Origin of the sequence: Moorena sp. SIO3A2 (genome assembly GCF_010672265.1) — a bacterium.
GTDB lineage: Bacteria > Cyanobacteriota > Cyanobacteriia > Cyanobacteriales > Coleofasciculaceae > Moorena > Moorena producens.
Genome location: NZ_JAAHHC010000042.1, coordinates 1 through 25,938, shown reverse-complemented (window position 1 = coordinate 25,938; position 25,938 = coordinate 1). Strand labels below are relative to the sequence as shown.

26 protein-coding genes and 3 pseudogenes are annotated in these 25,938 nt (G+C 42.2%); 14 read left to right on the top strand and 15 right to left on the bottom strand.

Going from position 1 to position 25,938, the window contains the following annotated elements; genetic code table 11:
- Nucleotides 1-126: 126 nt before the first annotated feature.
- Both F6K64_RS29940 and F6K64_RS29935 read right to left on the bottom strand, forming a co-directional pair.
- Nucleotides 127-472: pseudogene (locus tag F6K64_RS29940) on the bottom strand (zinc ribbon domain-containing protein); the annotation flags it as partial.
- A gap of 369 nt (nt 473-841) precedes the next feature.
- Entirely contained in the window at nt 842-1,675 is an 834-nt protein-coding gene (locus F6K64_RS29935) for a DUF3153 domain-containing protein (protein WP_008181465.1), read from the bottom strand.
- 137 nt (nt 1,676-1,812) lie between these two features.
- Between F6K64_RS29935 and F6K64_RS29930 the strand changes: the two genes are divergently transcribed.
- On the top strand, nt 1,813-2,136 hold the full coding sequence (locus tag F6K64_RS29930; protein WP_008181460.1) for a PepSY domain-containing protein: 324 nt from the start codon (nt 1,813-1,815) through the stop codon (nt 2,134-2,136).
- A gap of 20 nt (nt 2,137-2,156) precedes the next feature.
- Here the strand turns inward: F6K64_RS29930 and F6K64_RS29925 are convergent, their stop codons facing one another.
- The 3 genes from F6K64_RS29925 to argB form a co-directional block, all read right to left on the bottom strand.
- Nucleotides 2,157-2,351, bottom strand: coding sequence for a hypothetical protein (locus tag F6K64_RS29925; protein ID WP_154659714.1), 195 nt, complete (start codon nt 2,349-2,351; stop codon nt 2,157-2,159).
- Nucleotides 2,352-2,384: 33 nt separating this feature from the next.
- Nucleotides 2,385-2,903: a hypothetical protein gene (locus tag F6K64_RS29920; RefSeq protein ID WP_008181458.1), complete on the bottom strand. Its 519-nt coding sequence runs from the start codon at nt 2,901-2,903 to the stop codon at nt 2,385-2,387.
- Nucleotides 2,904-3,003: 100 nt separating this feature from the next.
- Nucleotides 3,004-3,897, bottom strand: coding sequence for an acetylglutamate kinase (gene argB, locus F6K64_RS29915; protein WP_008181456.1), 894 nt, complete (start codon nt 3,895-3,897; stop codon nt 3,004-3,006).
- A gap of 549 nt (nt 3,898-4,446) precedes the next feature.
- Between argB and F6K64_RS29910 the strand changes: the two genes are divergently transcribed.
- The 4 genes from F6K64_RS29910 (at nt 4,447) to F6K64_RS29895 (ending at nt 9,214) form a co-directional block, all read left to right on the top strand.
- A complete protein-coding gene (locus F6K64_RS29910; protein ID WP_008181455.1) occupies nt 4,447-5,100 on the top strand; it encodes a DUF8692 domain-containing protein in 654 nt (217 codons plus the stop codon).
- A 294-nt stretch (nt 5,101-5,394) separates the two neighbouring features.
- Complete coding sequence (locus F6K64_RS29905; protein WP_008181453.1) at nt 5,395-7,431, top strand: PAS domain-containing sensor histidine kinase; 2,037 nt, start codon at nt 5,395-5,397, stop codon at nt 7,429-7,431.
- Nucleotides 7,432-7,451: 20 nt separating this feature from the next.
- The gene (locus F6K64_RS29900) at nt 7,452-7,901 is read left to right on the top strand and encodes a response regulator (RefSeq protein WP_008181452.1); all 450 of its coding nucleotides are present in this window, start codon (nt 7,452-7,454) and stop codon (nt 7,899-7,901) included.
- Nucleotides 7,902-7,903: 2 nt separating this feature from the next.
- Complete coding sequence (locus F6K64_RS29895) at nt 7,904-9,214, top strand: hybrid sensor histidine kinase/response regulator (RefSeq protein WP_287249190.1); 1,311 nt, start codon at nt 7,904-7,906, stop codon at nt 9,212-9,214.
- Between the two features lie 59 nt (nt 9,215-9,273).
- Here F6K64_RS29895 and F6K64_RS29890 read toward each other — a convergent pair whose 3' ends face one another.
- Nucleotides 9,274-10,101, bottom strand: a complete 828-nt coding sequence (locus F6K64_RS29890; protein WP_287249193.1) for an ABC transporter permease — start codon at nt 10,099-10,101, stop codon at nt 9,274-9,276.
- 91 nt (nt 10,102-10,192) lie between these two features.
- Between F6K64_RS29890 and F6K64_RS29885 the strand changes: the two genes are divergently transcribed.
- Nucleotides 10,193-10,318 (top strand): hypothetical protein, encoded by a 126-nt coding sequence (locus F6K64_RS29885; RefSeq protein WP_287267286.1) that lies wholly within the window; start codon nt 10,193-10,195, stop codon nt 10,316-10,318.
- A gap of 106 nt (nt 10,319-10,424) precedes the next feature.
- Here the strand turns inward: F6K64_RS29885 and F6K64_RS29880 are convergent, their stop codons facing one another.
- Together F6K64_RS29880 and F6K64_RS29875 are read right to left on the bottom strand one after the other, a co-directional pair.
- Nucleotides 10,425-11,756 carry a TRAP transporter large permease gene (locus tag F6K64_RS29880; RefSeq protein WP_287267284.1) on the bottom strand — a complete coding sequence of 444 codons (1,332 nt, stop codon included), beginning with the start codon at nt 11,754-11,756 and terminating at the stop codon, nt 10,425-10,427.
- Nucleotides 11,757-11,760: 4 nt separating this feature from the next.
- A complete protein-coding gene (locus F6K64_RS29875) occupies nt 11,761-12,300 on the bottom strand; it encodes a TRAP transporter small permease subunit (RefSeq protein WP_287267282.1) in 540 nt (179 codons plus the stop codon).
- A gap of 504 nt (nt 12,301-12,804) precedes the next feature.
- Between F6K64_RS29875 and F6K64_RS29870 the strand changes: the two genes are divergently transcribed.
- The 3 genes from F6K64_RS29870 (at nt 12,805) to F6K64_RS29860 (ending at nt 14,880) form a co-directional block, all read left to right on the top strand.
- On the top strand, nt 12,805-13,071 hold the full coding sequence (locus F6K64_RS29870) for a DUF2281 domain-containing protein (protein ID WP_287267279.1): 267 nt from the start codon (nt 12,805-12,807) through the stop codon (nt 13,069-13,071).
- A 2-nt stretch (nt 13,072-13,073) separates the two neighbouring features.
- A complete protein-coding gene (locus tag F6K64_RS29865) occupies nt 13,074-13,460 on the top strand; it encodes a type II toxin-antitoxin system VapC family toxin (RefSeq protein WP_287267276.1) in 387 nt (128 codons plus the stop codon).
- A 328-nt stretch (nt 13,461-13,788) separates the two neighbouring features.
- Nucleotides 13,789-14,880 carry an ISAs1 family transposase gene (locus tag F6K64_RS29860; protein ID WP_287267273.1) on the top strand — a complete coding sequence of 364 codons (1,092 nt, stop codon included), beginning with the start codon at nt 13,789-13,791 and terminating at the stop codon, nt 14,878-14,880.
- Between the two features lie 260 nt (nt 14,881-15,140).
- On the opposite strand, the gene F6K64_RS29855 is transcribed toward F6K64_RS29860, so the two are convergent.
- Both F6K64_RS29855 and F6K64_RS29850 read right to left on the bottom strand, forming a co-directional pair.
- A complete protein-coding gene (locus tag F6K64_RS29855) occupies nt 15,141-16,688 on the bottom strand; it encodes a WD40 domain-containing protein (RefSeq protein ID WP_287267271.1) in 1,548 nt (515 codons plus the stop codon).
- 132 nt (nt 16,689-16,820) lie between these two features.
- Nucleotides 16,821-19,181 (bottom strand): nSTAND1 domain-containing NTPase, encoded by a 2,361-nt coding sequence (locus tag F6K64_RS29850; protein WP_287267268.1) that lies wholly within the window; start codon nt 19,179-19,181, stop codon nt 16,821-16,823.
- A gap of 91 nt (nt 19,182-19,272) precedes the next feature.
- On the opposite strand from F6K64_RS29850, the gene F6K64_RS29845 reads away from it, so the two are divergent.
- Nucleotides 19,273-19,677 carry a CU044_2847 family protein gene (locus F6K64_RS29845; protein WP_287267266.1) on the top strand — a complete coding sequence of 135 codons (405 nt, stop codon included), beginning with the start codon at nt 19,273-19,275 and terminating at the stop codon, nt 19,675-19,677.
- A 380-nt stretch (nt 19,678-20,057) separates the two neighbouring features.
- Here the strand turns inward: F6K64_RS29845 and F6K64_RS29840 are convergent.
- Nucleotides 20,058-20,452 (bottom strand): annotated as a pseudogene (locus F6K64_RS29840) (tyrosine-type recombinase/integrase); the annotation flags it as partial.
- A gap of 117 nt (nt 20,453-20,569) precedes the next feature.
- Here F6K64_RS29840 and F6K64_RS29835 point away from each other — a divergent pair.
- Nucleotides 20,570-21,418, top strand: coding sequence for a hypothetical protein (locus F6K64_RS29835; protein WP_287251475.1), 849 nt, complete (start codon nt 20,570-20,572; stop codon nt 21,416-21,418).
- Nucleotides 21,419-21,675: 257 nt separating this feature from the next.
- On the opposite strand, the gene F6K64_RS29830 is transcribed toward F6K64_RS29835, so the two are convergent.
- Nucleotides 21,676-22,128, bottom strand: a complete 453-nt coding sequence (locus tag F6K64_RS29830; protein ID WP_287267265.1) for a hypothetical protein — start codon at nt 22,126-22,128, stop codon at nt 21,676-21,678.
- A gap of 405 nt (nt 22,129-22,533) precedes the next feature.
- On the opposite strand from F6K64_RS29830, the gene F6K64_RS29825 reads away from it, so the two are divergent.
- From F6K64_RS29825 to F6K64_RS29815, 3 genes are all read left to right on the top strand, one after another.
- Nucleotides 22,534-22,659 (top strand): hypothetical protein, encoded by a 126-nt coding sequence (locus F6K64_RS29825; protein ID WP_287255003.1) that lies wholly within the window; start codon nt 22,534-22,536, stop codon nt 22,657-22,659.
- 351 nt (nt 22,660-23,010) lie between these two features.
- A complete protein-coding gene (locus F6K64_RS29820; protein ID WP_287255000.1) occupies nt 23,011-23,676 on the top strand; it encodes a hypothetical protein in 666 nt (221 codons plus the stop codon).
- An 88-nt stretch (nt 23,677-23,764) separates the two neighbouring features.
- The gene (locus F6K64_RS29815; protein WP_287267263.1) at nt 23,765-24,268 is read left to right on the top strand and encodes a hypothetical protein; all 504 of its coding nucleotides are present in this window, start codon (nt 23,765-23,767) and stop codon (nt 24,266-24,268) included.
- Between the two features lie 259 nt (nt 24,269-24,527).
- Here the strand turns inward: F6K64_RS29815 and F6K64_RS29810 are convergent, their stop codons facing one another.
- The 3 genes and pseudogenes from F6K64_RS29810 to F6K64_RS29800 form a co-directional block, all read right to left on the bottom strand.
- The gene (locus tag F6K64_RS29810) at nt 24,528-24,722 is read right to left on the bottom strand and encodes a hypothetical protein (RefSeq protein WP_287267260.1); all 195 of its coding nucleotides are present in this window, start codon (nt 24,720-24,722) and stop codon (nt 24,528-24,530) included.
- Between the two features lie 576 nt (nt 24,723-25,298).
- Nucleotides 25,299-25,628, bottom strand: a pseudogene (locus tag F6K64_RS29805) (tyrosine-type recombinase/integrase); the annotation flags it as partial.
- Nucleotides 25,629-25,670: 42 nt separating this feature from the next.
- Nucleotides 25,671-25,811, bottom strand: a complete 141-nt coding sequence (locus F6K64_RS29800) for a hypothetical protein (RefSeq protein ID WP_287267258.1) — start codon at nt 25,809-25,811, stop codon at nt 25,671-25,673.
- Nucleotides 25,812-25,938 lie beyond the last annotated feature (127 nt).

Sequence of the window (25,938 nt, the reverse complement as noted above, 5' to 3'; positions counted from 1 at the left end):
TCTTAATTCTTAATTCTTAATTCAAAAATGTTGCACTTAACTCTATGGTCGAATCAACTTTCGTTCTGCCTGACGATACTGAGCAATCTTTCTGGCTCGTTGCAAAGGAATTTGACACTCCCCGGTCTAAAGACGCGGGGATTCTTTGTTCACAGAACCGTCTTGCTCAACCAGGTCGGAACCAGGAAGAGTAGAGGACAGTTCTCCGAAAGCGTTTCGGTCTAAGACCAGGGTTCCGATGTGCCCCACCGTACCCAATGCTATGGGCGAGGATGTTAATGGCGGCGTTATGGTCTCGTTCGCGTAGCGTCGCCTTCGGCGAATCTAACTGACATCCACACTTACAAATATGGGTTCTAGTTGATAGAGACTTTTTCACAATTTCGCCGCACTCAGAACAATTCTGGCTAGTATAAGCAGGATTTACTGCAACCGTTATCCTGCCAAATTTATTACCAAAGTGCTCCAACCACAATTATTCATAAGATGATAGAAAGTTAACGTAAGCATTCAGCTATCAGCGTGTCGCGTATCAGCTTATGGGCTATGGGCACGCTACTTGATGTGCTTATGGGCACACTTTGCCAAAGGCCAATGGTTGACTGCTGAATGCTTAGATGGGCTTTTACCCAGACTTTCAATTTGATAAAATCTCGAACTGTTAAATTTTTTGGTTCGAGGTTTATTTTAAGCATTAGGCTGTTCGCGTAGCGTGAGCCAAAGGCTCACGGCTGACAGCTAACGGCTGAATGCTTACCAGTTAATGTTGATTAACTTAGTGGTTAAGAAACCAATAGCTATTACTGGTTTCTCTAACTGGTATAACTCTAACTGGTTTAAACTACATCACCTTTGATGGTATTGCTGGTTGATTAGTTTCAGTTCTTTCCCAGGGGAAAGACTTGTATTTTATGTAGAAACCACCTAATACCACCAGTATGATAATAATCATACCAATACCTAGGAAACTGGGTAGCCAAAATGCCACTTCGATATGGTTAATTTGACCAGGTTGCAGTGTCCAAACTAGCTGATGTCCATCATCATAAATTTTGGGGCTAATGACATTGGGGGATTTCTCAATACTGTGTGCTCCCCAAGGGGTCTCTAGGCTAAACTGCAAATCGAACAGTGAACCAGCAGTAACCACAATCTTGCCATTATCAGAGTTGATTACCCCTAGGCTGCGCAAATCCAGGTCATAGCTTAAGTGATTTCGTTGCACCACCAGAAAGTTGTTTTGATCTAGGCGTAAATTAGAGTTAAAACTGGGGTTACTATCACTCTCTGGTGCTAATCGGGCATCTTCTGGGTGACCAACTGGGTTAAAAAACTGCTCAAACTTGGATACTAATTCCTTACCGTTGTTAAAGGGAATTGCGATCGCAATTTCTCGGTCTGAGAGGCGCTGAGTTTTCCCCTGAAGCTGCTTTGCCCGACTTTCGAGACTTCTGAGCCATTCAGTCGCTTCAGCATCGCTCAACTTTGTCAGCTGTTCTCCAAGCTTGATCTGCTGGACAATCTTGCCATGGTGTTCACCGTCAAACCTGACCCCAAGATCATATTTGACACAACCAGACAGTAGCACTGATGCCAGCACAATCACCCCCAGAACCCGTAAATGCCCCAGAGTTCCACTAACCAACTGCCTTAAACTCACAAAATTTAACTTCACCAACCCTTCTCCTTTTTTTCTTAGTGTCCTTAGGGATTTCTTAAACAATAGGTCGATTTGTTACATACATAACCCAAAACTGATACCATAACATGCTGTAATCATGTTATAGAATATCAAAAACCAGCCGAAATCCTATGAATCAGCCTACTTTACGTAAACTGCATAGTACCTTAGCTCCAATCATCTTACTGCCTTTCATGATCACAGCAATCACCGGGATAGCCTATCGATTAGGGAGAAGCTGGTTTGGGCTTTCCAAAGATCAAGCCCACTTTTTAATGGTGATTCACGAAGGAAGATTCCTTGGTGATCAACTGAGGCCAATTTATGTACTTTTAAATGGTTTAGGATTACTTTTTATGTTAATTACAGGTATAGTAATGTATTGGAGAAGTATCAGCAAGAAAGGTCTTTTTTCTAGCAAAGCGATGGATAAAAAAACCGCCCCAGATAGTTAATCAACTGACTATAGCAGTTTTTAATTCGGTGAGGTACATTTTTCTAGGGAGCAGGGAGCAGGGAGCAGGGAATCGGGAATCGGGAATCGGAACCCACCCCTAACCCCTCCCAGGAGGGGAACGGGAATCGGGAATCGGGAATCGGGAATCGGGAGCGGTGCGACCCGCGCTTTTTGCGACGCGGTGCGACCCACCCAACCCTTGGATTTAAGCAAAGTTAAAAAAACAGTCTCTGCTAGCTAGTCATATCAAAGCCCAAACCAAATCAATCCACCCAGGGTTAAACTCACCAAACCAACAGCTAGCCAGACGAATTGATTATCCTTAGTGTTAATCTCAGCAGGATCTAGGGGTTCTGGTACCAAGCCTAGGCTAGGCTGCTTGCGTCCGCTAAAAGACCTATAATTCACATAACTCTCCCGGTCGTCACTTTCTGTGATCGCACCTAAGTCAGGAATGTTGGTCATCCATTCTGCTGGTCTAGTAAGCTGAGGAGCTTGCAGAATATAGAGTAAATTTTTGCCTTCTTTGGAGGTTTCTAGGTCAGGATGGCTAGTCAGCTGTTGACATAGTGCGATCGCTTCCGCTTTTTGCCCAGCTGCCTCATAAGCCATCACCAACCACATTTGCACCTCTCCCCCGAGCCCAGAGGATAGATTTACCAAATTCCTGGCTGTGGTCAAATGCTCTATAGAAGCACGATACTCTCCTCGTTCAAATGCAGCTTTTCCTGACTGGTACTCTAGGGAAAATTTTTCATTAGCCATTAGTCATTCTTTAATTATTAATTGTTAATAATTAATTATTGTTAATTGTTAATTTTAATTTTCAATTAACAATTTCTTAGTTGCCATTGGCCATTTGTGCTTAGTTGGTAAATGCTGATCCGACAATCATCGAACCGATTCCTTCATCGGTGAAGATTTCCAGGAGCAGGGCATGGGGAATGCGACCATCAATAATATGAGCCGCACGTACCCCTTGAGCAAGCGATCGCACGCAGCAGTTTACCTTAGGAATCATCCCACCAGACACTACCCCACTCTCAATCAACTGCCGTGATTGTTGAATATCTAGCTGAGGAATCAGGCTAGATGGGTCTTTAGGATCCTTCAAAATCCCAGCGGTATCAGTCAGCAAGATCAGCTTTTCTGCTTCTAAAGCAGCTGCGATCGCACCAGCCACCGTGTCAGCGTTGATATTGTAAGCTTGGCCAGTATCATCAGCCGCCACGCTAGACACTACTGGAATGTAGCCACTATTGACCAAAGACTCTACTAGCCGCACATCCACAGTGCTCACTTCCCCAACAAAGCCAATACCCTCTTGACCTTCTGGGCGTGCTACGAATAAGTTACCATCTTTGCCACACAGCCCAACAGCATTACCACCGGCGTAGTTAATCCCAGAGACCAACTCTTTATTCACCCGACCCACCAGCACCATTTCCACTACATCCATCGTGGCAGCATCGGTCACCCGCAGACCATTCTTAAATTGTGGCTCAATCCCTAATTTCCCCAGCCAGCTATTGATTTCCGGACCACCACCGTGGATAACGACTGGTCGTACACCTACACAAGCTAAGAATACAATATCCCGGATCACCTGTTCTTTGAGATTGCTGTCTTTCATTGCCGCACCACCATACTTAACCACGACTGTGCGACCAGCAAACTTTTGGATGTAGGGTAGTGCTTCACTGAGTACCCGCACGCGGGTTGCTTCAGTTTCCCTAATGTACTCTTGAGTATAGAGCATAGGCAATCACTGAAATCTATAATCACATCCACAGCAGTTTAAATCATTTTCATGGCTTAGGGCTAGATGGAATCACACCCTCCTTAAGAATTGGAACAGACAAAGCTTCAGGGGAACAGAGGTAGAGCTGTTTTCTTCTCGTAAAAGATAGATGGGTCAGATGGTCAGATGGTGATATGGGTATAATTTTCGACCCGACTCCCGACTCCCTCGGTGCGCTTTCCGTTGGCGAATTAAATTCGCCACGGGTCGCACCGCTCCCGACTCCCGACTCCAATTAACCTAGGACGAGGTACCTCACCCAGATTGAAATCAGATAGTTTTTAGAAAAAATTGCGGATTTACAAGCAAAAGCCAAGACTAATTTAACAGAAGAAAACAAGGCTAACAGCTTCAACCAGGGCTTTATATTAAATTTACCTTAATGGTAAATTAGTAATCAGTAATTTTTCCTCACTACTACCGAGCAATGACCGATTACCATTAGCTCCTGTGTTAGCTTAAGTATATAGCCCAACAAACAATTGCTTATTTACCTGTTTCACCTCGATGCTGAAAATCCTTATAAAACAGCTGCGCCACGATAATTATATTCTTTGGTATAACAGCTTAGTTATTATACTATTTTTAGTTTTAAGTATCTATGTCAAGATTCAGGACAGGGGTTATATAGTCGTAGGACTTTTTGATGATCCTTTTCTTCTCAATCGCCCCTACATCGGCACTTTATCAGCTGTGTCTGAATTAATGTGGTGCGTAGTAGTAACCATTTGTTTATGGTGCTGGTTATTGCTGAACAAAATCCAGCCCAATCAAAAAATAAATCGATTTCTTTTATACTCTGCCCTTGGCATTGGAATATTATTAATTGATGATGTCTTCAGGATTAATTTAATACTAGCAAAACAAGGGATTTCCAAAGCGCCGGTGTATTTTATGTATGGCATAGGTGCCATCCTCTATGGATTAGCTTTTTGGAGGATAATTCGAGCTACACCATATATACTCCTGATGATTGCGGCAATTTTATTTGTCATATCTGGTTTGGTGGACTTCTCCCATTTGTCAGGAAAAGGAACCCGAGCCATGCTAGAAGATGCCACTCGGTTATTGGGTATTATGAACATCACTCTCTATTTCAGCCAGGTATGCTGGCAGGTGATGCTGCAATCTTGGAATAGAAAGAGAAATCGAGCTATCTAATTCCTAAATTGGGATTTAAAGTTCTCTGGGCAAAGAGTTATGGGGCAAGTTAAAATTCCGTAATTTCACAGATTTACAGTCGGTGGTCAAAACGTTAACAATATAAGAACTAAGTGTGTCTTAGTGTCCTCGGAGGTGATTACCTTCTTGATACCCAGTTCCACTTCAAAAGGGAATTAACTCCAACGGATAAGTGGGAGATCTGCTACTTGGTACGAAACCAAGCTGGTTAATCTGACCATTGCTGTTACCGTCGGTGCTGCTGGAAATTCTTGCCCAATTGACCAACGGCATATGCTCAAAACCTTACAAGACATGTTCTCCGGTCATTATCTATCCCAGGAGCATTGCTATGTCTGGAAGCCTGAATTAGTTGGACTTCATGCTGGATCGGATTTGCTAATTGCCCTATCCTATTACTCTATTCTGCTGTTGCTGATCTATTGTTGGTCTCAAAACCAAGATCTGCCATTACTCAAGATTTTATTACTATTTAGTGCCTGGGTTTTGTTCTGTGGCAACAGTCACTTGCTGGAGGTCTGGAGAATTTGGCATCCCGATTATTGGCTCTCTGGTTTAGTCAAAGGGACTAGTGCCATACTTTCTCTTTCTAGCGCGATCGCACTAGTAGTAGTGATGCCAAAAGTCTTAGCATTCTCCAGTCGAGCTCCACTAGAAGCGACTAACACAGCTCTGGAAAAGGAAATTGCTGAACGTAAGCAAACCGTAGAAGAACTACTGAGATCCCAACAAACCTTGTCCCTCTTGGTAGAGCAAACTCCTCTTGGTTTCATTGAGTGGAGCCTGGATGGTGAAGTGATGCAGTGGAACCATGTAGCCGAGAAAATTTTTGGCTATTCCAAGATGGAAGCCTTTGGACATCGTGCCCATCAATTGATCAAGCCGCAATCTTCCGTAGAGCAGTTCCAGCGAGTTCTGCAAGACTGTTTGAATTTTCAGTATAGCAACTGCATTACCGAAAACTACCATCCACAAGATGGCAGTAGTATATTTTGCCAGTGGCACAATGCTCCCTTAATTGAATCTGATGGCACCATCATCGGAGTGGTGTCCGTGGTACAGGATATCACGAAGCGCAAGCTAGAGGATGATGTCCTCACCCAAGCCTATGAAGAGTTAGAACAACGAATATTAGAACGGACAAAGCAACTAGCAGCAGCTAATCAAGTCTTAAAAGCTGAAATCAGAGAGCGACGCCAGGTTGAGTCGGAATTAGGCAACAACCTAGAGCTGCTTAACCGATTTTTGGAATATGTACCCGCAGCTATTGCCATGTTCGATCAGCAGATGAGGTACCAGTTTGTTAGTCGCAACTGGTACTCAGAGTACAACATATCTGATGACAACATCATTGGCAAAAGCTACTACGAGGTATTTCCAGAAACTCCTGAGGGTTGGAAGAAAATACACCAACGGTGCTTAGAGGGTTATTCAGCAGAGTGTGAAGAAGATTTGTTTATTCGCGCTAATGGTGAACAACAGTGGCTCAAGTGGGAAATCGGTCCTTGGGTTGACATTGCTGGGAAAATTAGCGGTATCATTATGAGTACTGAGGTGATTACAGAGCGTAAAGAAGCTCAAGAGGCCCTCAAACGACTTAATCAAGATTTATCCCAATCTAATCGTGAGTTAGAACAGTTTGCTTACGTGGCTTCCCATGATTTACAAGAACCACTGCGAGCCATTAGTAGCTACACCCAACTCTTAGCTAAAAAATACCAGAGTAACCTGGATGCTCAAGCAGATAAGTATATTCATTACATCGTAGATGGCGCTACTAACATGCAGCAGTTAATCCAAGATCTGCTGAGTTTTTCTCGGGTGGGAACCCATGGTAAAGAATTAGCAGCTACTGACTGTGAGGTAGTACTGAATCGGGTTTTAGACAATTTAAATGTAGCGATTATCGAGAGCGATGCCATAGTTACCCATGACTCCTTACCTGTAGTTATGGGGGATGATATACAACTGAGTCAACTTCTGCAAAATCTGATCGGTAATGCCATTAAGTTTCGCAGCCAAGAGCTACCCAGAGTCCATATTTCAGCGGAACTGAAGGCTAAAGAATTTATCTTTTCAGTTCGTGATAATGGTATTGGTATTGAGCCTGAATACTTTGAGCGCATCTTCACTATTTTCCAGCGCTTGCATACCCGCCGTGAGTATCCCGGCACAGGCATTGGTCTAGCAGTTTGTAAGAAGATTGTAGAGCGTCATGGCGGAAAAATTTGGGTAGAGTCAGAGCTAGGAGTAGGCACAACATTTTACTTCTCAATACCACAGCATCACCAGGATTTAAACATTATCTAGAAATTTCAGGAACTGGCATCATGAATATTATCACAAATACTCAACCAATTGATATTCTGCTGGTAGAAGATTCGTCGAGTGATGCCGAACTCATTTTAGAGGCATTATGTGATAGCAACCTATCTAGTAACTTTCATTGGGTTGATGATGGTGCTAAAGCGATCGCATTCCTCCGTCAGCAGGGAAAATATCAGGAAGCCCCACGTCCACATTTAATTTTTCTGGATCTGAATTTACCTAAAAAAGATGGTCGCGAGGTTCTCCAAGAAATCAAGGAAGACCCCCAGATAAGTACGATACCAATTATTATATTAACCACATCTGACTCTCAGCAAGATATTATCAATACTTACAGGCTAAAAGCTAACTGCTACATTTGTAAACCCATTGATTGGGAAAATTTTCTGTCGATGGTGAAGCAGATTGAAGAATTTTGGTTAGACCTTGTTAGACTGCCATCATATCAATAAATATGGACACCAATTCCCTGAAAATACTCCTAGTAGAAGATAACCCAGCTGATGCGGATCTTCTCCAAATCATTTTAACTGATGCCCAAGAGATTCAGTGGTCACTGGTGCAGGTAGAAAAGTTACAAGATGCTATTGATTCTCTCAGTAAACATCATTTTGATATAATCTTGTTAGACCTATCGTTACCGGATAAACAGGGATTGATTACAGTCACAAAAACCCACGAGGTAGTACCGGATTTACCCATTGTGGTGTTAACGGGTCTTAATGATAGAGTGACCGCCCTAGAAGCTTTACGAAAAGGAGCACAAGATTATTTAGTCAAGGGCAAAATTGATAGTGAATTGCTGATCCGCACCATTCGCTATGCTATTGAGCGAGCCAATACTATGAAGCAGCTTCGACAAAGTGAGGAGCAATTGCAACGACTCAATGAAGAATTAGAGCATCGCGTTGCGGAACAAACTGATGAATTAAGGCAAAAAAATCAGTACCTGCAACGGGAAATTGCCAGTCGGAAGTGCTTGGAAGAAGAACTTCGTCAGGCGTTGAATAAAGAAAAAGAACTCAATGACCTCAAATCTCGGATTGTTTCTGTCGTTTCTCATGAATATCGCACCCCACTAGCCACCATCCTCTCTTCGACAGAATTACTAGAACATTATAGTCATAAATGGTCTTCCGAAAAAAAGCGACGTCATTTTCAGCGGATTCAAACCACGGTTCAACATCTGACTAAGTTAGTGAGTGATGTACTGCTATTCAGTAAAGCTGAGGCAGGAAAATTGGAATTCAAACCATTACCTATAGATGTGGTAGCCTTCTGTAAGGAAATTGTCGAAGAATTTAAACTAACAGCTAATACTGGGTTGACTATTAACTTTAACTGTACAAATAATTCAAAGGAAACCTCCTGCTGTATTAATCAGGGTTGGTTTGAAAAAGCTGATCTAGATGAAAAACTATTGCGGCAAATTCTGTCTAATTTGCTCTCCAATGGGATTAAGTATTCACCGGATGGGGGTGATATCCAATTTGATCTGATCATGAGTGATCATAGTACCATGTTCCGGATCCAAGATTCCGGAATTGGCATCCCCCCAGAAGACCAAGAACGGTTATTTGAGGCTTTTCAGCGCAGTAGTAATGTTGGTACTATCTCTGGTACCGGACTAGGATTAGCAATTGTCAAAAAATGTGTTAACCTCCACGGTGGTGAGATTTGTGTAGAGAGTGAAGTGGGAGTTGGTACAGCCTTTACGGTCACATTACCATTACACTCATCCCGTTCTTCAGGTGTTAGGTCTTAGGTTAATAGTGGTTAGTCGTTAACGCTTAATACCTACTGTAAGCGTGTAAGTGTGCCTAATCAGTCTTGCTGGTGAGCAAATTGGTGAGCACCAAATAGAGAAAGTGCGATCGCAAACCCCAGCAGAATCGGTATCGCATACCAGGGAAACTCAGACACAGGTAAGTAAGCAGCAGCCCGGAGTCCAGTGCTGGTATAACTTAGAGGCAATAGATAGACAATAACTTTTAGGGCTGTAGGTAAGGTAGCTGGGTCAAAAAACGTCCCACCTAGGAAGGACATCGGCACAATTAAGAAGTTGTTGAAAAGACCAACCATTTCCAAGGATTTGACATTCAATCCCACTATCACCCCTAAACCGGCAAACACAGCACAATTAAGCACTAGCAACAAGAAAAATAAGGGATTGAGAAAACTCCATACTTTCCCAGTAAACAGCACTGCTACCAAAATTACTGAAGCAGATGTCATTAATCCCCGCAAAATCCCCGCCATCATTTTGCCGACATGCAAGGCTAAGGGATGGACTGGCATCAACAAGGTTTCCTCAAAGGTTTTCGTGTATAGCCGATCACCGCAAATGGAAAAGGTGGTGCCAGCAAAGCTAATGGTCATAGACGACAGCGCCACCATTCCTGGCAGAATAAATTCTAAATAGGATTCACCAACTGGGGGAACCATTGTCCGATCTAAGGTACTCCCTAGACCGAGACCAAATGCCAATATGTAGATCAGTGGGGAGATTAGCCCACTAGCAACGACTTGCGTGACTCGCACCCGTAACTTTAGCCAGTCCCCCCACAAAACCGTGAAGCTATCGGTCACGATAGTCGGTAACTGGGACCCTTTGAAGGTATTGTGATGGGGCAGTGATAGATTGGATTTCACAGTATCCGTTTAAATTAAGTTAATTTTCCTTTACATTACTAAATGTTATCACTGACCCTGAGCACCATTGTGATTAATCGTAGGGTGGGCAGTGCCTACCAACGCGGTTTGCAAGCTTCATGATCTGTCTGCTGCACTGCCCACCCTACATGAACTACTCCTCCCGACTCCCGACTCCCGACTCCCGACTCCCGACTCCCGACTCCCATTAACCTAGATTGTCAAATCAAGTTGCGTAGGGTGTGTTAGGGGCGGGCTTGGCCTGATGTTCAAGACCGAGCGCCAGTATTGGAACAGCCCGCCCCGTAACGCACCACTTGATATCAAGTACTCAATGATGGCAAGAAACTGACTATACCAGGAAAGGCAATAATCAACACTAACACCAGCAGTTGCAACAGGATAAAGGGAATCGCACCTCGGTAAATTTCCATGGTTTTCACTTCTGGTGGGGCGACACCCCGTAAATAAAACAGAGCAAAGCCAAAGGGTGGTGTCAGAAATGAGGCTTGGAGATTGGCTCCGATAATTACCCCGTACCAGACCAAATCAAGGTTAAGCTGTTGGGCGACTGGAGCAAACAGCGGTACTACAATAAAGGCAATCTCAAAAAAGTCTATAAAGAAGCCTAGTAGGAAAATCGTTAACATACTGACTATTAGGAAGCCAATGTAACCGCCGGGAAGGTTTAACAGCATCGCTTCCATGACGCGATCGCCATTCAAGCCACGAAACACTAAACTAAATGCTGTTGAACCCAGCAATATAAATATCACCATGCTGGTAATCCGCATCGTGGCATCAGAGCTCTGTCGCAGGGATGCCAAATTCAACTGACCATTCACACCAGCCAATACTATTGCGCCCAGGCAACCCACCGCCCCTGCTTCCGTTGGAGTGGCAATGCCAAAAAAGATACTGCCCAATACTAATAGAATTAACAATAATGGCGGTACCATTGATTGGATTACCCGCTTTCCCAAGGCTTTTCCACTGATATTTCGGACTTCTAGGGGTAGGGCTGGTGCGGCGTCTGGCTTGAGCCATGCTACGATGACTACATGAATGGCAAACGCCCCAGCCATCATTAAACCAGGAATTACGGAACCGATAAACAGGTCTCCTACGGAAATTCCTAACTGATCCGCTAATACTACTAGGACTACACTCGGGGGGATAATCTGTCCTAATGTCCCCGATGCCACGATTACGCCAGTGGCTAGTTCTTTGTTATAACCGTAGCGCAACATAATTGGTAGGGAAATCAGTCCCATGGCTACTACTGTTGCGGCAACGACTCCAGTAGATGCCGCCAGCAACGCCCCCACAATCACCACCGCTAAGGCCAATCCCCCTCGCAGCCGTCCAAACAGAATTCCCATGGTTTCCAACAGCTGCTCAGCAATGCCAGATTTTTCTAGCATGGAACCCATAAAAATAAAGTAGGGCACTGCTAAGAGAGTGTAGTTGCCCATGATCCCGAAAATCCGCTGGGGCATAGCGGTCAGGAAAATCGGGTCAAAGATACCCAAACTCACTCCCACAATGGCAAACAAAATTGCCACCCCACCTAGGGAGAAGGCTACTGGGTAGCCGATGGAAAGTAATACTAAGGCACCGCCAAACATGGCCGGACCTAACCAGTCATAACCCATGGTTTTATTCCTCCTCCTGGGGTGCCAAATATCCTGCAAAAATTGCCCAGTTTTTGATGGCTTCTGAGATTCCTTGAAGAATCAGCAACCCAAAGCTGACAATAATCATGGATTTAATTGGGTAACGGGGTAACCCTCCTGGATCTGGTGACATTTCTTGAATCGTCCAGGAATTAACAATTGCCCCCCAAGAAAAATAAATTACCATGATGCAGAAGGGAATTAAGAACAATAATGTCCCAATTAAATTAGCGATCGCTTGAGCCTTTGGCTTCAAACTCTTATAAAAAACATCCACTCGCACATGGCCATTATGCTTGAGAGTGTAAGCCGCCCCCAACAGGAATACTAAGTCAAATAAGTACCACTGAGTTTCGATAAACCCATTAGAACTTAAATTTTCTCCTATAAAACGTCCCAAGTAGCGACCAACGACATTCCACACACCAATCATGATCATCAGTGGCAAAATCCAGTAGGTTAAGCGACCAATTCTCTCGTTGAAGCTATCAATTAGTCTAGAAATACGTAATAGTTGTTGCAATAGCCACCCTCCTCACTTACCAGCTATTGGAAAGATATTTTATCATAGCAATTACCGATGACTGCGCTGCATCAAGACATTGTGCCCAAGAATAGATAAGATTGGATAAGTTCTATCCAAGCAAAATAAGGCGTTGGTGATTCTGGGTATGATTGTGCCCCCCTAGGGCGTGTCTTCAAACTCGGAGATCCCCCTAAATCCCCCTTAAAAAAGGGGGAATTTGAGTATGGCTCCCCCCTTTTTCAAGGGGGGCTGGGGGGGATCATAATCTTGCGGAAAACTTTGAAAACACGCCCTAGCCCCCCAATTTTGCGGTGCGACCCGTGGCGAATTTAATTCGCCAACGGAAAGCGCACCGGCGGGGGAACAAAACTCTAAAAGTCCCCCGAGCGAGGGATTGCTCGCTCGGGGGATTTAGGGGGCTTTACCAAAACCAAACAATCGCCCATTCATACTTCAATTCAGCAACGCCCAAAATAATAAGTGTTTGATGAAAGGGTAGTGATGAATTACCAGACGATAGGTTTACCTCAAGAATTCCTGAGAAGTTTGCAGGCATTACCACCACAGCAACAGCGCATGGTGTTTGATTTTGTGGAGTTTCTGGCTCTTAAGTATGTTGAATCTGAACCAAGTCAATCTCAGGCTCCTCGGATTTTCGGCTTGCTGGAAGGAGAAGGATGGATGAGTGATGATTTCAACGAGCCTCTATCTGATGAATTTTGGTTCGGTGAGAACGATCCATTGTCAGATCAGTCTCAGGCAGGTTAATAATGAAACTGCTATTGGATACTCATACGTTTATCTGGTTGACGGTAAGTCAAAGAAAGTTATCGGAACAGGTTAAAAGTTTACTGGCTGATAGGCAAAACGAATTGTTCTTGAGTTTGGTTAGTGTCTGGGAAATGCAAATCAAACTCCAACTTAACAAACTATCATTTAACTTTCCGCTGGCTGAGGTGTTGGAAAGACAGCAGCAGACAAATGATTTGTACTTTTTACCAATTGAGTTAGATCATATCTATGCATTAGCAAATTTACCATTACAGCATCGTGATCCTTTTGACCGACTTCTGATCGCTCAAGCTGTTGTGGAACAGATTCCTTTGTTGAGTATAGATTCTGTTTTTGATGGTTATCCAATCCAGAGGCTATGGTAGAAAGCAGCCAATCGTCATATTATCCGTGCTTTAAAAATACTATTCTTATCCTTTCTAACTTAATTAAAATGTGTTTCATACTGCGCTAAGACATGATATAAGCCAGTCAGAAAATAATCGCGATCGCACCAGCAGGCCAATGCGAAGCGGAGCATGTCAATTTTGTTAATCCCTGATTTAGATCCCCCTAAATCCCCCTTAATAAGGGGGACTTTTGAATCTAATTCCCCCCTTTTTTAAGGCAGGGCTGTTTCATTATAGAGTAAAAAGCTGTATAGTGAAGCAATAGCCGGAAAACAGGGCTAATTTCCCTTATATGCCATGCATCATGGAGAAAAGCTTAATCGACTATCTCAAAGAAATACCTGATCATCGCAGTCCTCATGGTCTTCGTCATCCTCTGTGGCTGGTGCTTCTAATCATAATTATGGGCATGATGAGTGGTTATTGGGGTTATAGACAATTGGGTAGATTTGTAGAACGCCACCGCAGAGAATTGATTAGTATACTTCAAATTCCTTGTGCTCGTGTTCCTTCTTATTCAGCAATCAGAAGGGTCATGATTAATTTAGATTACGAAGAACTCCAAGTTGTATTTAATCAATGGAGTAAACAATATAGTCTAATTCCATCTCATGAATGGATATCCCTGGATGGTAAAAGCCTCAAAAATACCGTGAGTAACTACGATCAGGCGCAACAAAACTTTATCAACTGTGTTTCGGCTTTTTCCCATCAAAGAAGATTAGTATTAGGGGTAAAAATGATGGAAAATAAACAGGAAAGCGAAATTCCCGTCGTTCGAGAATTAATTGAGTTATTAGATTTAACGGGTGTCGTATTTACTTTTGATGCTCTTCATTGTCAAAAAAAAACTCTGGCAGCCGTCGTCGAGTCAGGGAATGATTATCTAGTTAAAGTAAAAAGAAATCAACCCAAATTATATCAACAAATAGAAAGGGAATCAAACCGGCAAACACCACGACAAAAAGTGACCCATTATGAAAAAACTAGAAACCGTAAGACAAATCGTATTATCGAAGTGTTTGAGCCACCCGAAAACCTTGATACCAAATGGATTGGGGCTGGTTGTGTGATTAAAGTTTCTCGGAGTGGAACTCGCGGTAATGAACCCTTCAAAACTATTAGTTATTATCTTTGTTCAAAATCACCTCAATCTCGTCGTTTGATGGATGGAATTAGAGGACATTGGCTGATTGAAAATTCTCTTCATTGGGTAAAAGATGTCATTTATGAAGAAGATATTAGTCCCCAAAAATCCGGATTTGCTCCAAAAAACTTATCTTTGCTCAAAACCTGGGTTTTAACCCTTCTTCGAGCACATGGCTTTGATTCGATTAAGGCAGCAATCAGCGAAATGAGCCATAATCTGAAGTATATCCTCAGTTTTTGTACTTAAGATTAATTATCTCCGATTATCTTCTATTTTAATGAAAATGAAACAGCCCTGCCTTTTTTAAGGGGGGCTAGGGGGGATCTATTTACCTAATTACAAAGGTGACATGCTCCCAGGCGAAGTGCGATCGCAAACCAGAATCGTTTTTGAATTAAGAATATAATTCTACATTTTTAATTCAAAATTTTCATTCGATGATAATTTGGAAGAATCTTTAAGTCCCGGTAACCCCAGTTACTTGCCTTATAAAGACTATAAATTGATTATTTCGAGTTCTGGTATAACTGTTTCGCTACTGTTTTTGGGTCTTTATCTATTTCCTCTGTATCTGGGTTGAGGTCGATGTCAGAATTGAGTTTTTGTGCTTCTTGATAGACAGAAATAGCCTGCTCTATTTTCCCCTGTATTGCTAGCGATCTCCCCTGTTCTACCTTTCCTTGTGCGGCTAACAAGTACGCTACTGTTTTTGGGTCTTTATCTATTTCCTCTGTATCTGGGTTGAGGTCGATGTCAGGATAGAGTTTTTGTGCTTTTTTAAATTTTTTAACACCAGCCTTGACATTTGGCTCTTGTTGTGAAATAAAAGCCCTACCTTGTCTTACCAGAAAGTCTGCTTTCGCTTTATCTTCCCAACCAGCATACTTGAGACAGGCTTCTCCTGCTTTATTATCTTTTTTATTATCTTGATTATGGTGAGGCGCAGCGAGTTCAGGATGAAATTGCAGCTGATCACATGCCTCTTTTAAAGCCTCTTGCCAAGAGTAATTGCCCCACAACCGCACTGTTCTGTCACCACTGCCACTGATAATCTGTTTGCCATCTGGACTAAAAGCGATCGCATAGACAGAACTTGTATGACTTTCTAGTTTATGGATTAGTTGACCGGAATCTGTGTCCCACAACCGCACTGTGTTGTCATCACTGCCACTGATAATCTGTTTGCCATCTGGGCTAAAAGCGATATCAGTGACACTATCTATATGACCTTCAAAGTTATGGAGCAAATGACCGGAATTAGTGTCCCACAACCGTAAGGTGCTGTCGGTACTCCCACTAAGAATCTGTTTGCCATCTGGACTAAAAGCGATCGCATAGACAGAACCTGTATGACTTTCTAGTTGATGGATTAGTTGACCGGATTCTGTGTCCCACAAGCGCACTGTCTTGTCCCTACTGCCACTGAGAATCTGTTTGCCATCTGGACTAAAAGCGATATCAGTGACCCAACTTGTATGACCAACAAATGTATGGATTAGTTGACCGGAATCAGTGTCCCACAAGCGCACTGTGTTGTCCCAACTGCCACTGAGAATTGTTTTGCCATCTGAGCTAAAAGTGATATCAGTGACCTCTTTTGTATGACCAACAAATGTATGGATTAGTTGACCGGATTCTGTGTCCCACAAGCGCAAGGTTTGGTCGGAACTCCCACTAAGAATCTTTTTGCCATCTGGGTTAAACGCGATATCAGTAACAGAATCTGTATGACCTTTCAAGGTATAGAGTAGTTGACCGGATTCTGTGTCCCACAAGCGCAAGGTTTGGTCGGAACTCCCACTAAGAATCTGTTTGCCATCTGGGCTAAACGCGATATCAGTGACCTCGTCTGTATGACCTTCTAGTTGATGGATTAGTTGACCGGATTCTGTGTCCCACAAGCGCACTGTCTTGTCCCAACTGCCAGTGATAATTTTGTTCCCATCTGGACTAAAAGCGATCGTCCAGACACTATCTGTATGACCTTGTAAACGATTCCTTTCTCGTCCCTTATCTAAAGCTGTCAATAAGCTATAATTAACTTCATTTATCACCTTTGGTTCTAAATAGATTACCTTTGCTTGTAAGGATTTTTGGTAATCTGTAATTTTAGCGGTTAATTCAATAGCTTGGATAAATTTTTCTGTGGTAAGTCTTACTGATAGATAATCCTTGATATCGCTTGTTTATGCTTGTAATTCTGCGTTAATTTTCTTTTTATGATCTTGTCTCCAAAAAATCACAGCAATAACTGCAACTATGGTAACCAATATCAACCAAATCCTAAGTTCCTTCTGATTTTTCTCTGCTAATTGACGAGCCTTTCCCTCTGCTTGGCGTTTAGCTTCAGACTCCTCTAGTAGTTTTTTTTGACGTTGTTTCTCTTCCTGTTGACGTTGTTTTTCTTTGTTAAGTATGCGCTCGCGGACTTTTTGACTAACTTTAATAAGTTCTTGTGCCTCACTATTAAGTTGACCCTGATAAAGATCTTTAGCGAGATAATCCTCAGCATTACTTAATTTTGCTCCCTGTAGTAAAAAAGCAATTTCTTCTGGCCTACCTTCCCTTTTCCACTCTTCAGCTGCTGCCTCAATCTTACGGGCTATTCTCATCCCATCCCGGTTTTCACTTATCCAACTCCGCAACAGACTCCAATGACGAATCAAGGCTTCATGAGCTACATCCAACACTGCTACTGTCTTTGCTCCTCCTCCTTTACCTACCATTTCAGTGGTAACAACTAGCTTTTCATCTGCCAATTTTTGAACTACGGTATCAATAAGTTCTTCCCTGTAGCGCTGATTAACTAAATTCGGCTTTAATACTCGTCTGCGGGTATCTTCTGTACCTTCCCCCAACTGAGTCAGTGCTAGAAAAATATGCTTAACTGCTGCTTGTTCTTCTTCAGAAAATAGTTCATACACCTCAGTCGCCCGTTGACGCAAAGTACCCATTACACCACCCAATTTCACATAGGTGTTGAGCCGCAAACAGTTATCAGTGCTTTCTTCCCACAGTCGTGTCAGGGTATATTGCAGTAATGGCAAATACCCTGGCGCATCCGCTACATCTGCCAGTATTTCTTTCACCAGTTCTGGCTCTATCTCCAAATCTACCTGTTTGGCTGGTTCTACAATTGCCTGTTTTAACTCCTCTGGTGACATGGGCATTACAGCAATCCCATGTTCTTGAATCTGCTGTGCCAATCCGCTATAGTCCTGTTCAAGACATTTACCAAAAAAGTCTGCTCGCATCGTCAATACCAAGCAGAGTTTATCCCCGGTTTTAGGTAAAGCTCCTAATAAGCATTCAAAAAACTGCTGCCTTTCTGAGCTATCCTGACACAAGGTAAAGGCTTCTTCAAACTGATCAACTACCAGTATCACCCGCTGGGTATTGGTCACAGCTATTAATTGTCTCAACCCTTCAGAACCTTTTTTGGTCAAATCCTCGGCTTGAGCTAATTGATTCGCCCGTTCGATATCAGATAACCCAGAATCTACAAAGGTTAGTGCTAAGGAATTGAGGGGGTGTTCACCGGGCTGAAGGATTTTTATCTGCCAACTTTCACTACCCGATAACCTCCGTCCCAGTTGTAACTGATACAATAATCCTGCTCTAACTACACTAGATTTCCCACTACCAGACGCTCCCAAAACAGCGAGAAAACTACCAACACGCACCTTTTCCAACAATTGGTCTGTTAAGGCAGTACGACCGTAGAAATACCTGGCATCTTCTTCCGTACAGTCAAAATAAGCTAAACCCTTATAAGGACAGATACTTTTTGCTGAGGCAGCTAACTGTTTTGTTGCTGCTGTCCACCTGCGAGTCAGATTAATCGGTTCACCAGAATTACTAAAAATAGGACGCTGGGGAAAAGCATTCCGTTGTTGAGTTAGTAAATCAACTAAGGTATAGTTAGTTACCCATCGCTCTTGGCTTGGTTCCAATCCTAGGATCAGTGCAGAGGTGAGAACACTATGATTACTACCAATGTCTTCATAGGCGAGTTCAAAGGCACGAGAAGCAGCAATGAAACACCGGTCTCTGCCTTTACCCCGCTCTCCGGGGTCTGCTTCTGCTACATTTAGCACTTCCCCGGCATAACAGCAATCTAAAATAATAATCTGCTGCCTTACTTCACTTTCTTGTAACAGTCGTCGCAGCCATTGTAAGGATAAACCCCAAGAACCCATGTCTGGGTTAACATCACTAGTGGCCAAAAAGCCTTCTTGTATGCCTTTGCTTTTTCGTAAACCATGCCCAGAAAAATAGAGTAGCGCTGTATCTGGGGGTTTTCCATCTGATTTGAACAATTGTACTATGGCGTCTTCTAACTGAGTCAGAGTGACTTTGGTTTTTTTCCCAACCCGAATGGTATTATTCTGTTTATCCTTAACCGCCGGAAGTCGCGTTACCTTAAAGTCTCCATACTTCTCTAGTAATTGGGCTACAGCTTCTGCATCCTGCCCAGGTGCCGTTAAATTATTGAGGCGTTCATAGCTGTAGGTACTAATTCCTATTACTAAGGCATTCCGACTCATAAAAACCAGCTTTTTTAGATAAATAGGTGATTAAGAGGCATACAATTATGTTATCAGTCTTGCCGGTAAATAGTTTAGTAAATATTATACTATGACACAATTAACGCCAATTCAGCTAGAGGATGGCACAATTATTTATGTTGAAGCTACAGAAGATTTAGACATTCCTACGGTAAGCAGCCCAGACAACCAAGACGAAGAGGAAGAGGAAGAAGAAGCCCTTACCGACAAGGGCATGAGTTCTCCTGAAAGGCTACGACAGCAAATAATACAACACGCTCAAATCATTGAAGGTACAATCCGGGCTTACACTATTATTGGTTTAAATGCCTTCAAGAAAAAGCCAATACCTAACGTTAAAAAAGTTACCTTAGAATTTGGAATTGAATTAGGGGGAGAGGCGGGGATTCCTTATGTTACCAAAGGCACTGCTAAAAGTAATCTTAAGATAACAGTAGATTGTGAGCTTCCTAAGCCAGTTGAAGATAAGACTTAGTTAAGACAAATCTAGCAATTATGTCAGCATTTAGCGCTCAACTTACGAGAATTCTACTAAGTCCCTGTGGAAAGAAAATGTGAACTTGAATCTCCGGTAAGAACCGTTAGCGGGATTAAAATAACAGTCAGCTATTTATAAACACAATCCCATCCAGTCCGCATCGATGCTGAATATCCGTACTGATTTCGTGTTAGTCAACTAATAATATTGAACAAAACGATAGCTGCATCCAGCTTGGATTTCAAGCAAATCATAATTTCCAAAAGCTAGGCGAAGGCTAATTTCCTGTCTCTCCCAAAACTGCGGTAACAGGCTGAATTTTAGGCTTTAGCGGCTAATTTTCCATTCATCCAGCACTCAAGCAAAAAACCCCCCTCCTAAAATCCCAACTTCTGCACCGCCCTACGCTTAACCTCCTCACCCCGTCTATCATACTTAGCGGTAGTCACAGGGGAAGCATGGCCAGCTAACTTTTGTACCGTCACAATATCAATCCCAGCATCAAGCAAATCAGAGCAAAAGGTCCTGGGAAAATCATGGGGACTAAAGGACTCGACCCCAGCCTGTTTAGCTCGTTTCTGCAAAATCAACAACACGGCCTGGGGGGTCATTTTTCTGTACTGTATCTGCCCCCCTTTGCGTATGGGGCACAACAGCGCCCCTGGTTGATTGCCTCTTGTGGTCAACCAATCATTTACAAAAGCGATGCTCTTCAGAGCCGCTCCGCGAACGCACTTTCCGGTAAATAAACCCTCCTATCCTTACCCCCCTTTAGCCTAACAGAATGTATCTTTTTGTAACTTATAGACTGAAATTATTACCCAAAAAACATGTCACCCCCCTAGGTAGTATTACTATGATTAACTAGAGACAAATTAGGGAACTAACAATGAGCAACATCTACGTATTTCATCAGGGGCGAGGAGATAGTGGCTGGCTCTGGTATAACGTTTTTGATGGCAATGAATGGGTTGGAGACCAACAAGTTCCTAAAACTGGGATGACAGGAGATCCATCAGCAGTAGTATACAATGACCTTCTCTATGTGTTCCACCAAGGACGGGGAGATAGTGGTTGGCTCTGGTATAACGTTTTTGATGGCAATGACTGGGCTGGAGATCAAGAAATTGGTAAGACTGGTATAACTGCTGGCCCATCAGCAGTAGTATACAATGACCTTCTCTATGTATTCCACCAAGGACGAGGAGATAGTGGTTGGCTCTGGTATAACGTTTTTGATGGCAATGAGTGGGCTGGAGATCAAGAAGTTCCTAAGACCGGAATTACGTCTAGTCCATCAGCAGTAGTATACAATGACCTCCTCTATGTGTTCCACCAAGGACGAGGGGATAGTGGCTGGCTCTGGTATAACGTTTTTGATGGCAATGAGTGGGCTGGAGATAAAGAGGTACGGGGCACAGGTTTAACCGATGATCCAGATGCCTTAGTCTACAACGGTCAAATATACGTGTTTCACGAGGGCAGAGGTGATAACGGTTGGGTCTGGTGTAATATCTTCGATGGCAATGAGTGGGCTGGAGATCACAAGATACATAAAACTGGGATAACTGCTGGACCATCAGCAGTCGTATATAATGACCAAATTTACCTGTTACATCAAGGGCGAGATGACAGTGGATGGATGTGGTGTAATGTGTTTGATGGTTCTGAATGGGTTGGAGACGAAGAAGTACCCAAGACTGGTATTTCTGAAGGACCAAGTGCAGTGCTTTACTAAGTGATTGCGCATTGCTGAATCAAGATAAGAATGTAGAATTAAGAATGTAGAATGTAGAATTAAGAATTTAGAATGTAGAATTAAGAATTGGGAATTGGTAATAAAGAATTGGGAATTGGGAATTGGGAATTCTGCCTTCTGACTTCTGACTTCTGACTTCTGCCTTCTTAATTCTACATTCTGCATTCTACATTCTACATTCTTAATTCTACATTCTTAATTCTACATTCTGCATTCTAAATTCTACATTCTTAATTCTACATTCTCTCCTCCTTCAAGCACAATCGATCAAATAACTCCTTCGGAATAGTCTCAAAATCTTCCAACAAAAAATCCATAATCGCCAGAGGTTGCAAGTGAATAGCAGTCGGAGGGTTACAGCGACGACTAGTATTAAACCAGCCATTAACAGTGTGAGCAGAACAAGAACAGATCAAAGCTATATCTTCCTGGGTTAAGTCCCACTTTTGGTAAAACCGTTGTGGTGTCATACCCAATTGGTAGTAACTATACAGTCGGATTAGTATTTGCTCTCGCTTCTTGATGCAGTCGCTCATGGGGGAAACCCCCAAGACCGCGCTGCATCGCTCCGTGATGGGATAGGGATACAAATTTTCCTGCCTTGGCTCCCTCTGTTGTCCAAGCTGCTCAAGACGCTCCATCGCTTCGTGATAATCGATGGGATGATGAATAAATCGCTTTTTTGCCATTATGATAGAGTTACCTAAACTGTGGTTTGGTAGAGAGCCGCGCTTGAGGGGAGTCAACCAAGAAGCGCGGCTCTTTTCGCCATGTTTATATTATAAATAGTGTCTATGGTTGTTGTCAAGTAAAAAATCAAAAAAAATTGGATAATTTACGAAATTTGTAATAATTATTGACAACTAAAGTGTTAGTTTTGTAACAAGTTTAGCTAATAGCAAACTAAGGATAGTTTAAGACATAGTATTTTGCTTTAGAAGAAGCAGGGAGCAGGGAGCAGGGAGTAGGGAATAGGGAAGAGAAAAGAGGGAACAGGCCAAAAATTATCTGTACCTCATTAGGCTAAAAACCGCTATACTTTGGAGAAAACAAGGCAGAGGACAGAAGGCAGAAGTGAATTCAACCTTGGCCTATTGGCCACGCAATCACGTTCAACCTTAAACAACCTTCAACCTTCAACCTTCAACCTTCAACCTTCAACAACCTTCAACCTTCAACAACCTTCAACCTTCAACAACAGAAGAACCACTACCCGATAATGACTAAGACGTTACCAACGGGATGAGCCGGGCATGGATCGGATAATCCAGGGGATGTAGAGATGGGCTTGAGTACGCGATCGCGTAGCGTCTTTGTAGGAGAATCGCAGCTGCACCTGAACTTGCATGTCACCTCCCCAGAAATTTTTTGCGTAATTGTTGGTGGTTACCCGGATAACTATATAGATACTTAAAAATCAGCTATTAGCAGCTTGCATGTCACACTCCAGCTGCTGTCTGGTCAAAAGGGGACTAAAACTACTACTTTTGTAGCATTACCGTCTAATTTAGAGTATCGATTAGCTGAAAATACGAAAAGTTGCAAACTGATTATAGAAACACAACTAAATCATGATTACAGAAAAATTACTTGATGAAGAATTACTTGATAATGAAGAAATAATTAGCAGTCATGATTCTGCCATATATATTGATACGGAAGAATACCACATAAGTAAACCATTACCAAGCTTCAACCCATTGTGGGCTAGAATACTTACAGGTAGAGGAAGAAAAAATCAAATATTATTGATTCGAGGCAAATTTTATTTAACAAATTATCGAATAGTCTTTAAAGCTAGAGAAGAGAAATCCGATATATTCTTATCAACAGAAAATTCTATTAATTTGATTAATAGTACTAAAAATCGTCTTCACGGTAAAATCGATATATTCTTATGGGATATACAATTGATGAAGCGATTCAAAAGTATGATGACTAGAGGTTTGGATATATACACTAGAAATCATGGAAATTATAAATTTTTAATTTCTTTTGCAAACTTAGAAAAAATAATTAAAGATTTCCAAAGCATGACTATGAAAATAGATGAACAAAAAGTAAGCAATCTTATCAAATTTTCAAATAAAGTTTTTAGATATAGTAGCAATTTAATGGTAAATAAAAGATTAGAAGAACAGAACAAATACTGGTTAAAAGTAAATATAATTGTATTACTAATAAGGCGGATGAGGATACCTTTAGCAATAATTATTGCAATAATATTTTTTATTTAAAAGGTAGCGTTTATTATTGCTTTTGTACCAGTTATTTGTTTGTTGAAGCTGTTTGGTATAGATGTTGATGTTACAGGATAATAGTAAAATGGAAAATAACAACTCTCTTGTTGCAGAAGTCAAGGAAAAAGCAAATTTGACAAATTCTGAAGAATTATCTTTAGAAGAAAGTCAAAAAATTTTAAATCTTATAGAAGAAGGTGAAATTGAGGAAAAACACATAAAAGCTCTTGCAAAAGATTCACCTAAATTTTCTACTAAATTTATTGAATCCATGACTGAGTTAGTTCACACATTCCCGAGCTTAGTGGAAAAAGTAGGTGATGTAAATCAGGAAGCACTTGATAAAATTGATCATATTAACCACACGGTAAAAACCTTAAAGGATTTAGCATCTAATATTCAATCTGACGAAGGAAGAATAAAAATAGCAGAATTAATTTTTCAAATTTCCAAAGACTATAACGAAACTCTAAAAGAAATTAATGCTAATACTAACAATACTTGGTCAAAAATTGGTGGTACTATTGCATCTGCTTTTGTAATCGGATTAGCTATAATATTTCAAGGGTTTGGAGGTGATTCTACTTAATAGTAATAATAAAGAGGAAATAGAAGGTTCTAAACAATAAACAGTTCCAGCGTAGTAGCGCGCCTGATTTTCAAAAAAGCCCCCTTAGTCCCCCGAGCAATCCCTCACTCGGGGGACTTTTAGAGTTTTATTCCTACCCTGGTCCGCTTCCCATCGGCAAATTAAATTCGCCACGGGTCGCACCACAAAATTGGGGAGTTAGGGGGACAAAGTATACCGATAATCAGCAACTAGTACTAATCATCTACAGCATCAAACTCTACTTAGAGCGACGCAATTGTTTAGCAGCCTGTAATCCCTGATTAACAGTAGTAGTGCTAAAGGCTGCTACCTGAAGCCATGGGACAATAGCTTTGATGCTCTGTTGGACACCACTACTCGTAGTGCAAGTAGCGACAACAGCAAGAGCTATAGGAACACAGAAATGCCCCATAGTCTGAAGAGACTTTGTCATTATATGATCTCCTTGATTGTGATGGGTTGAAGGAGATTAAGCTTAATATCGTTAAGACGAACATAATATTAAACTTAATCACTAATATCGAACCATGAATAAGGCTGTGCCATAGTTCGCTTTAAATATTAACCGATTCAATTGATAGTTATATGTTGCGCTTTTTGATTTTCCTAAAACTTTAATTAAACTTTAATTAAAGTTTAATTAAACTTCATCAAAAATTTATATCAAGTAAATTATACTGGATTGCAGACGAACATAATATTAAACCTAACAGCTAATATCGGACTATTGAATAAGGCTGTGTCATAGTCCGATCATTTTCAACTTATTGAGCAAAGACAGCACTACCACAAACATGCTTTTGCCCTAGAATTAACGATCGCCCCTAAGATCAAGAGTAATCTCAGCAGTGATCACCCGGTCTGTCTGTGAGAGAATCTTCACCCGTCTAACCCGACCAGCATAAGGCGTTCGCGTAGCGTCTCCTAAGGAGAATCCCGTCGCCTGGGTATTTTCGGTTGTCTGGTTGAGGAGTTAATTTAAACCTGCTGTGTGAATGCCCCCTGCCTCCTAAAACCCCAACTTCTGAACCGCCCTACGCTTAACCTCCTCCCCCCGCCGGTCGTACTTAGCCGTAGTCACAGGAGAAGCATGGCCAGCTAACTTCTGTACCGTCACGATATCAATCCCAGCATCAAGCAAATCAGAGCAGAAGGTCCTGCGAAAATCATGGGGACTAAAGGATTCCACCCCAGCCTGTTTAGCCCGCTTCTGCAAAATCAACAATACGGCCTGGGGGGTCATTTTTCTGTACTGTATCTGCCCCCCTTTGCGGATTGGGCACAACAACGCCCCTGGTTGGTGACCTCTCGTGTCCAACCAATCATTTACAAACGCGATTCGGCAGAGCCGACGCTTCGCGATGAAGCAAAGCTTCCGCGCTTATGCGATCGCATCCAAAGCTTGCCTCATTGTTGGCTGCGACCCAGGACTCAAAATACTCAAATAAACCCGTGCCGGATGCCCAGTCAATGGCAAAGCTGTGGTCAGAGATAGTGATGTGTTAGTGAGGGTTACACTCATTGGGATACTCTTAAACCGTGATTAATCGGGGTAAACCCGGTACCACGGGTCAAGGTGCAATTTATTGTTGCTTGAGTGAGGGGTGGTCAAACAGCAATTGGAGTCAAGCCTACCACCCATCTTGTCT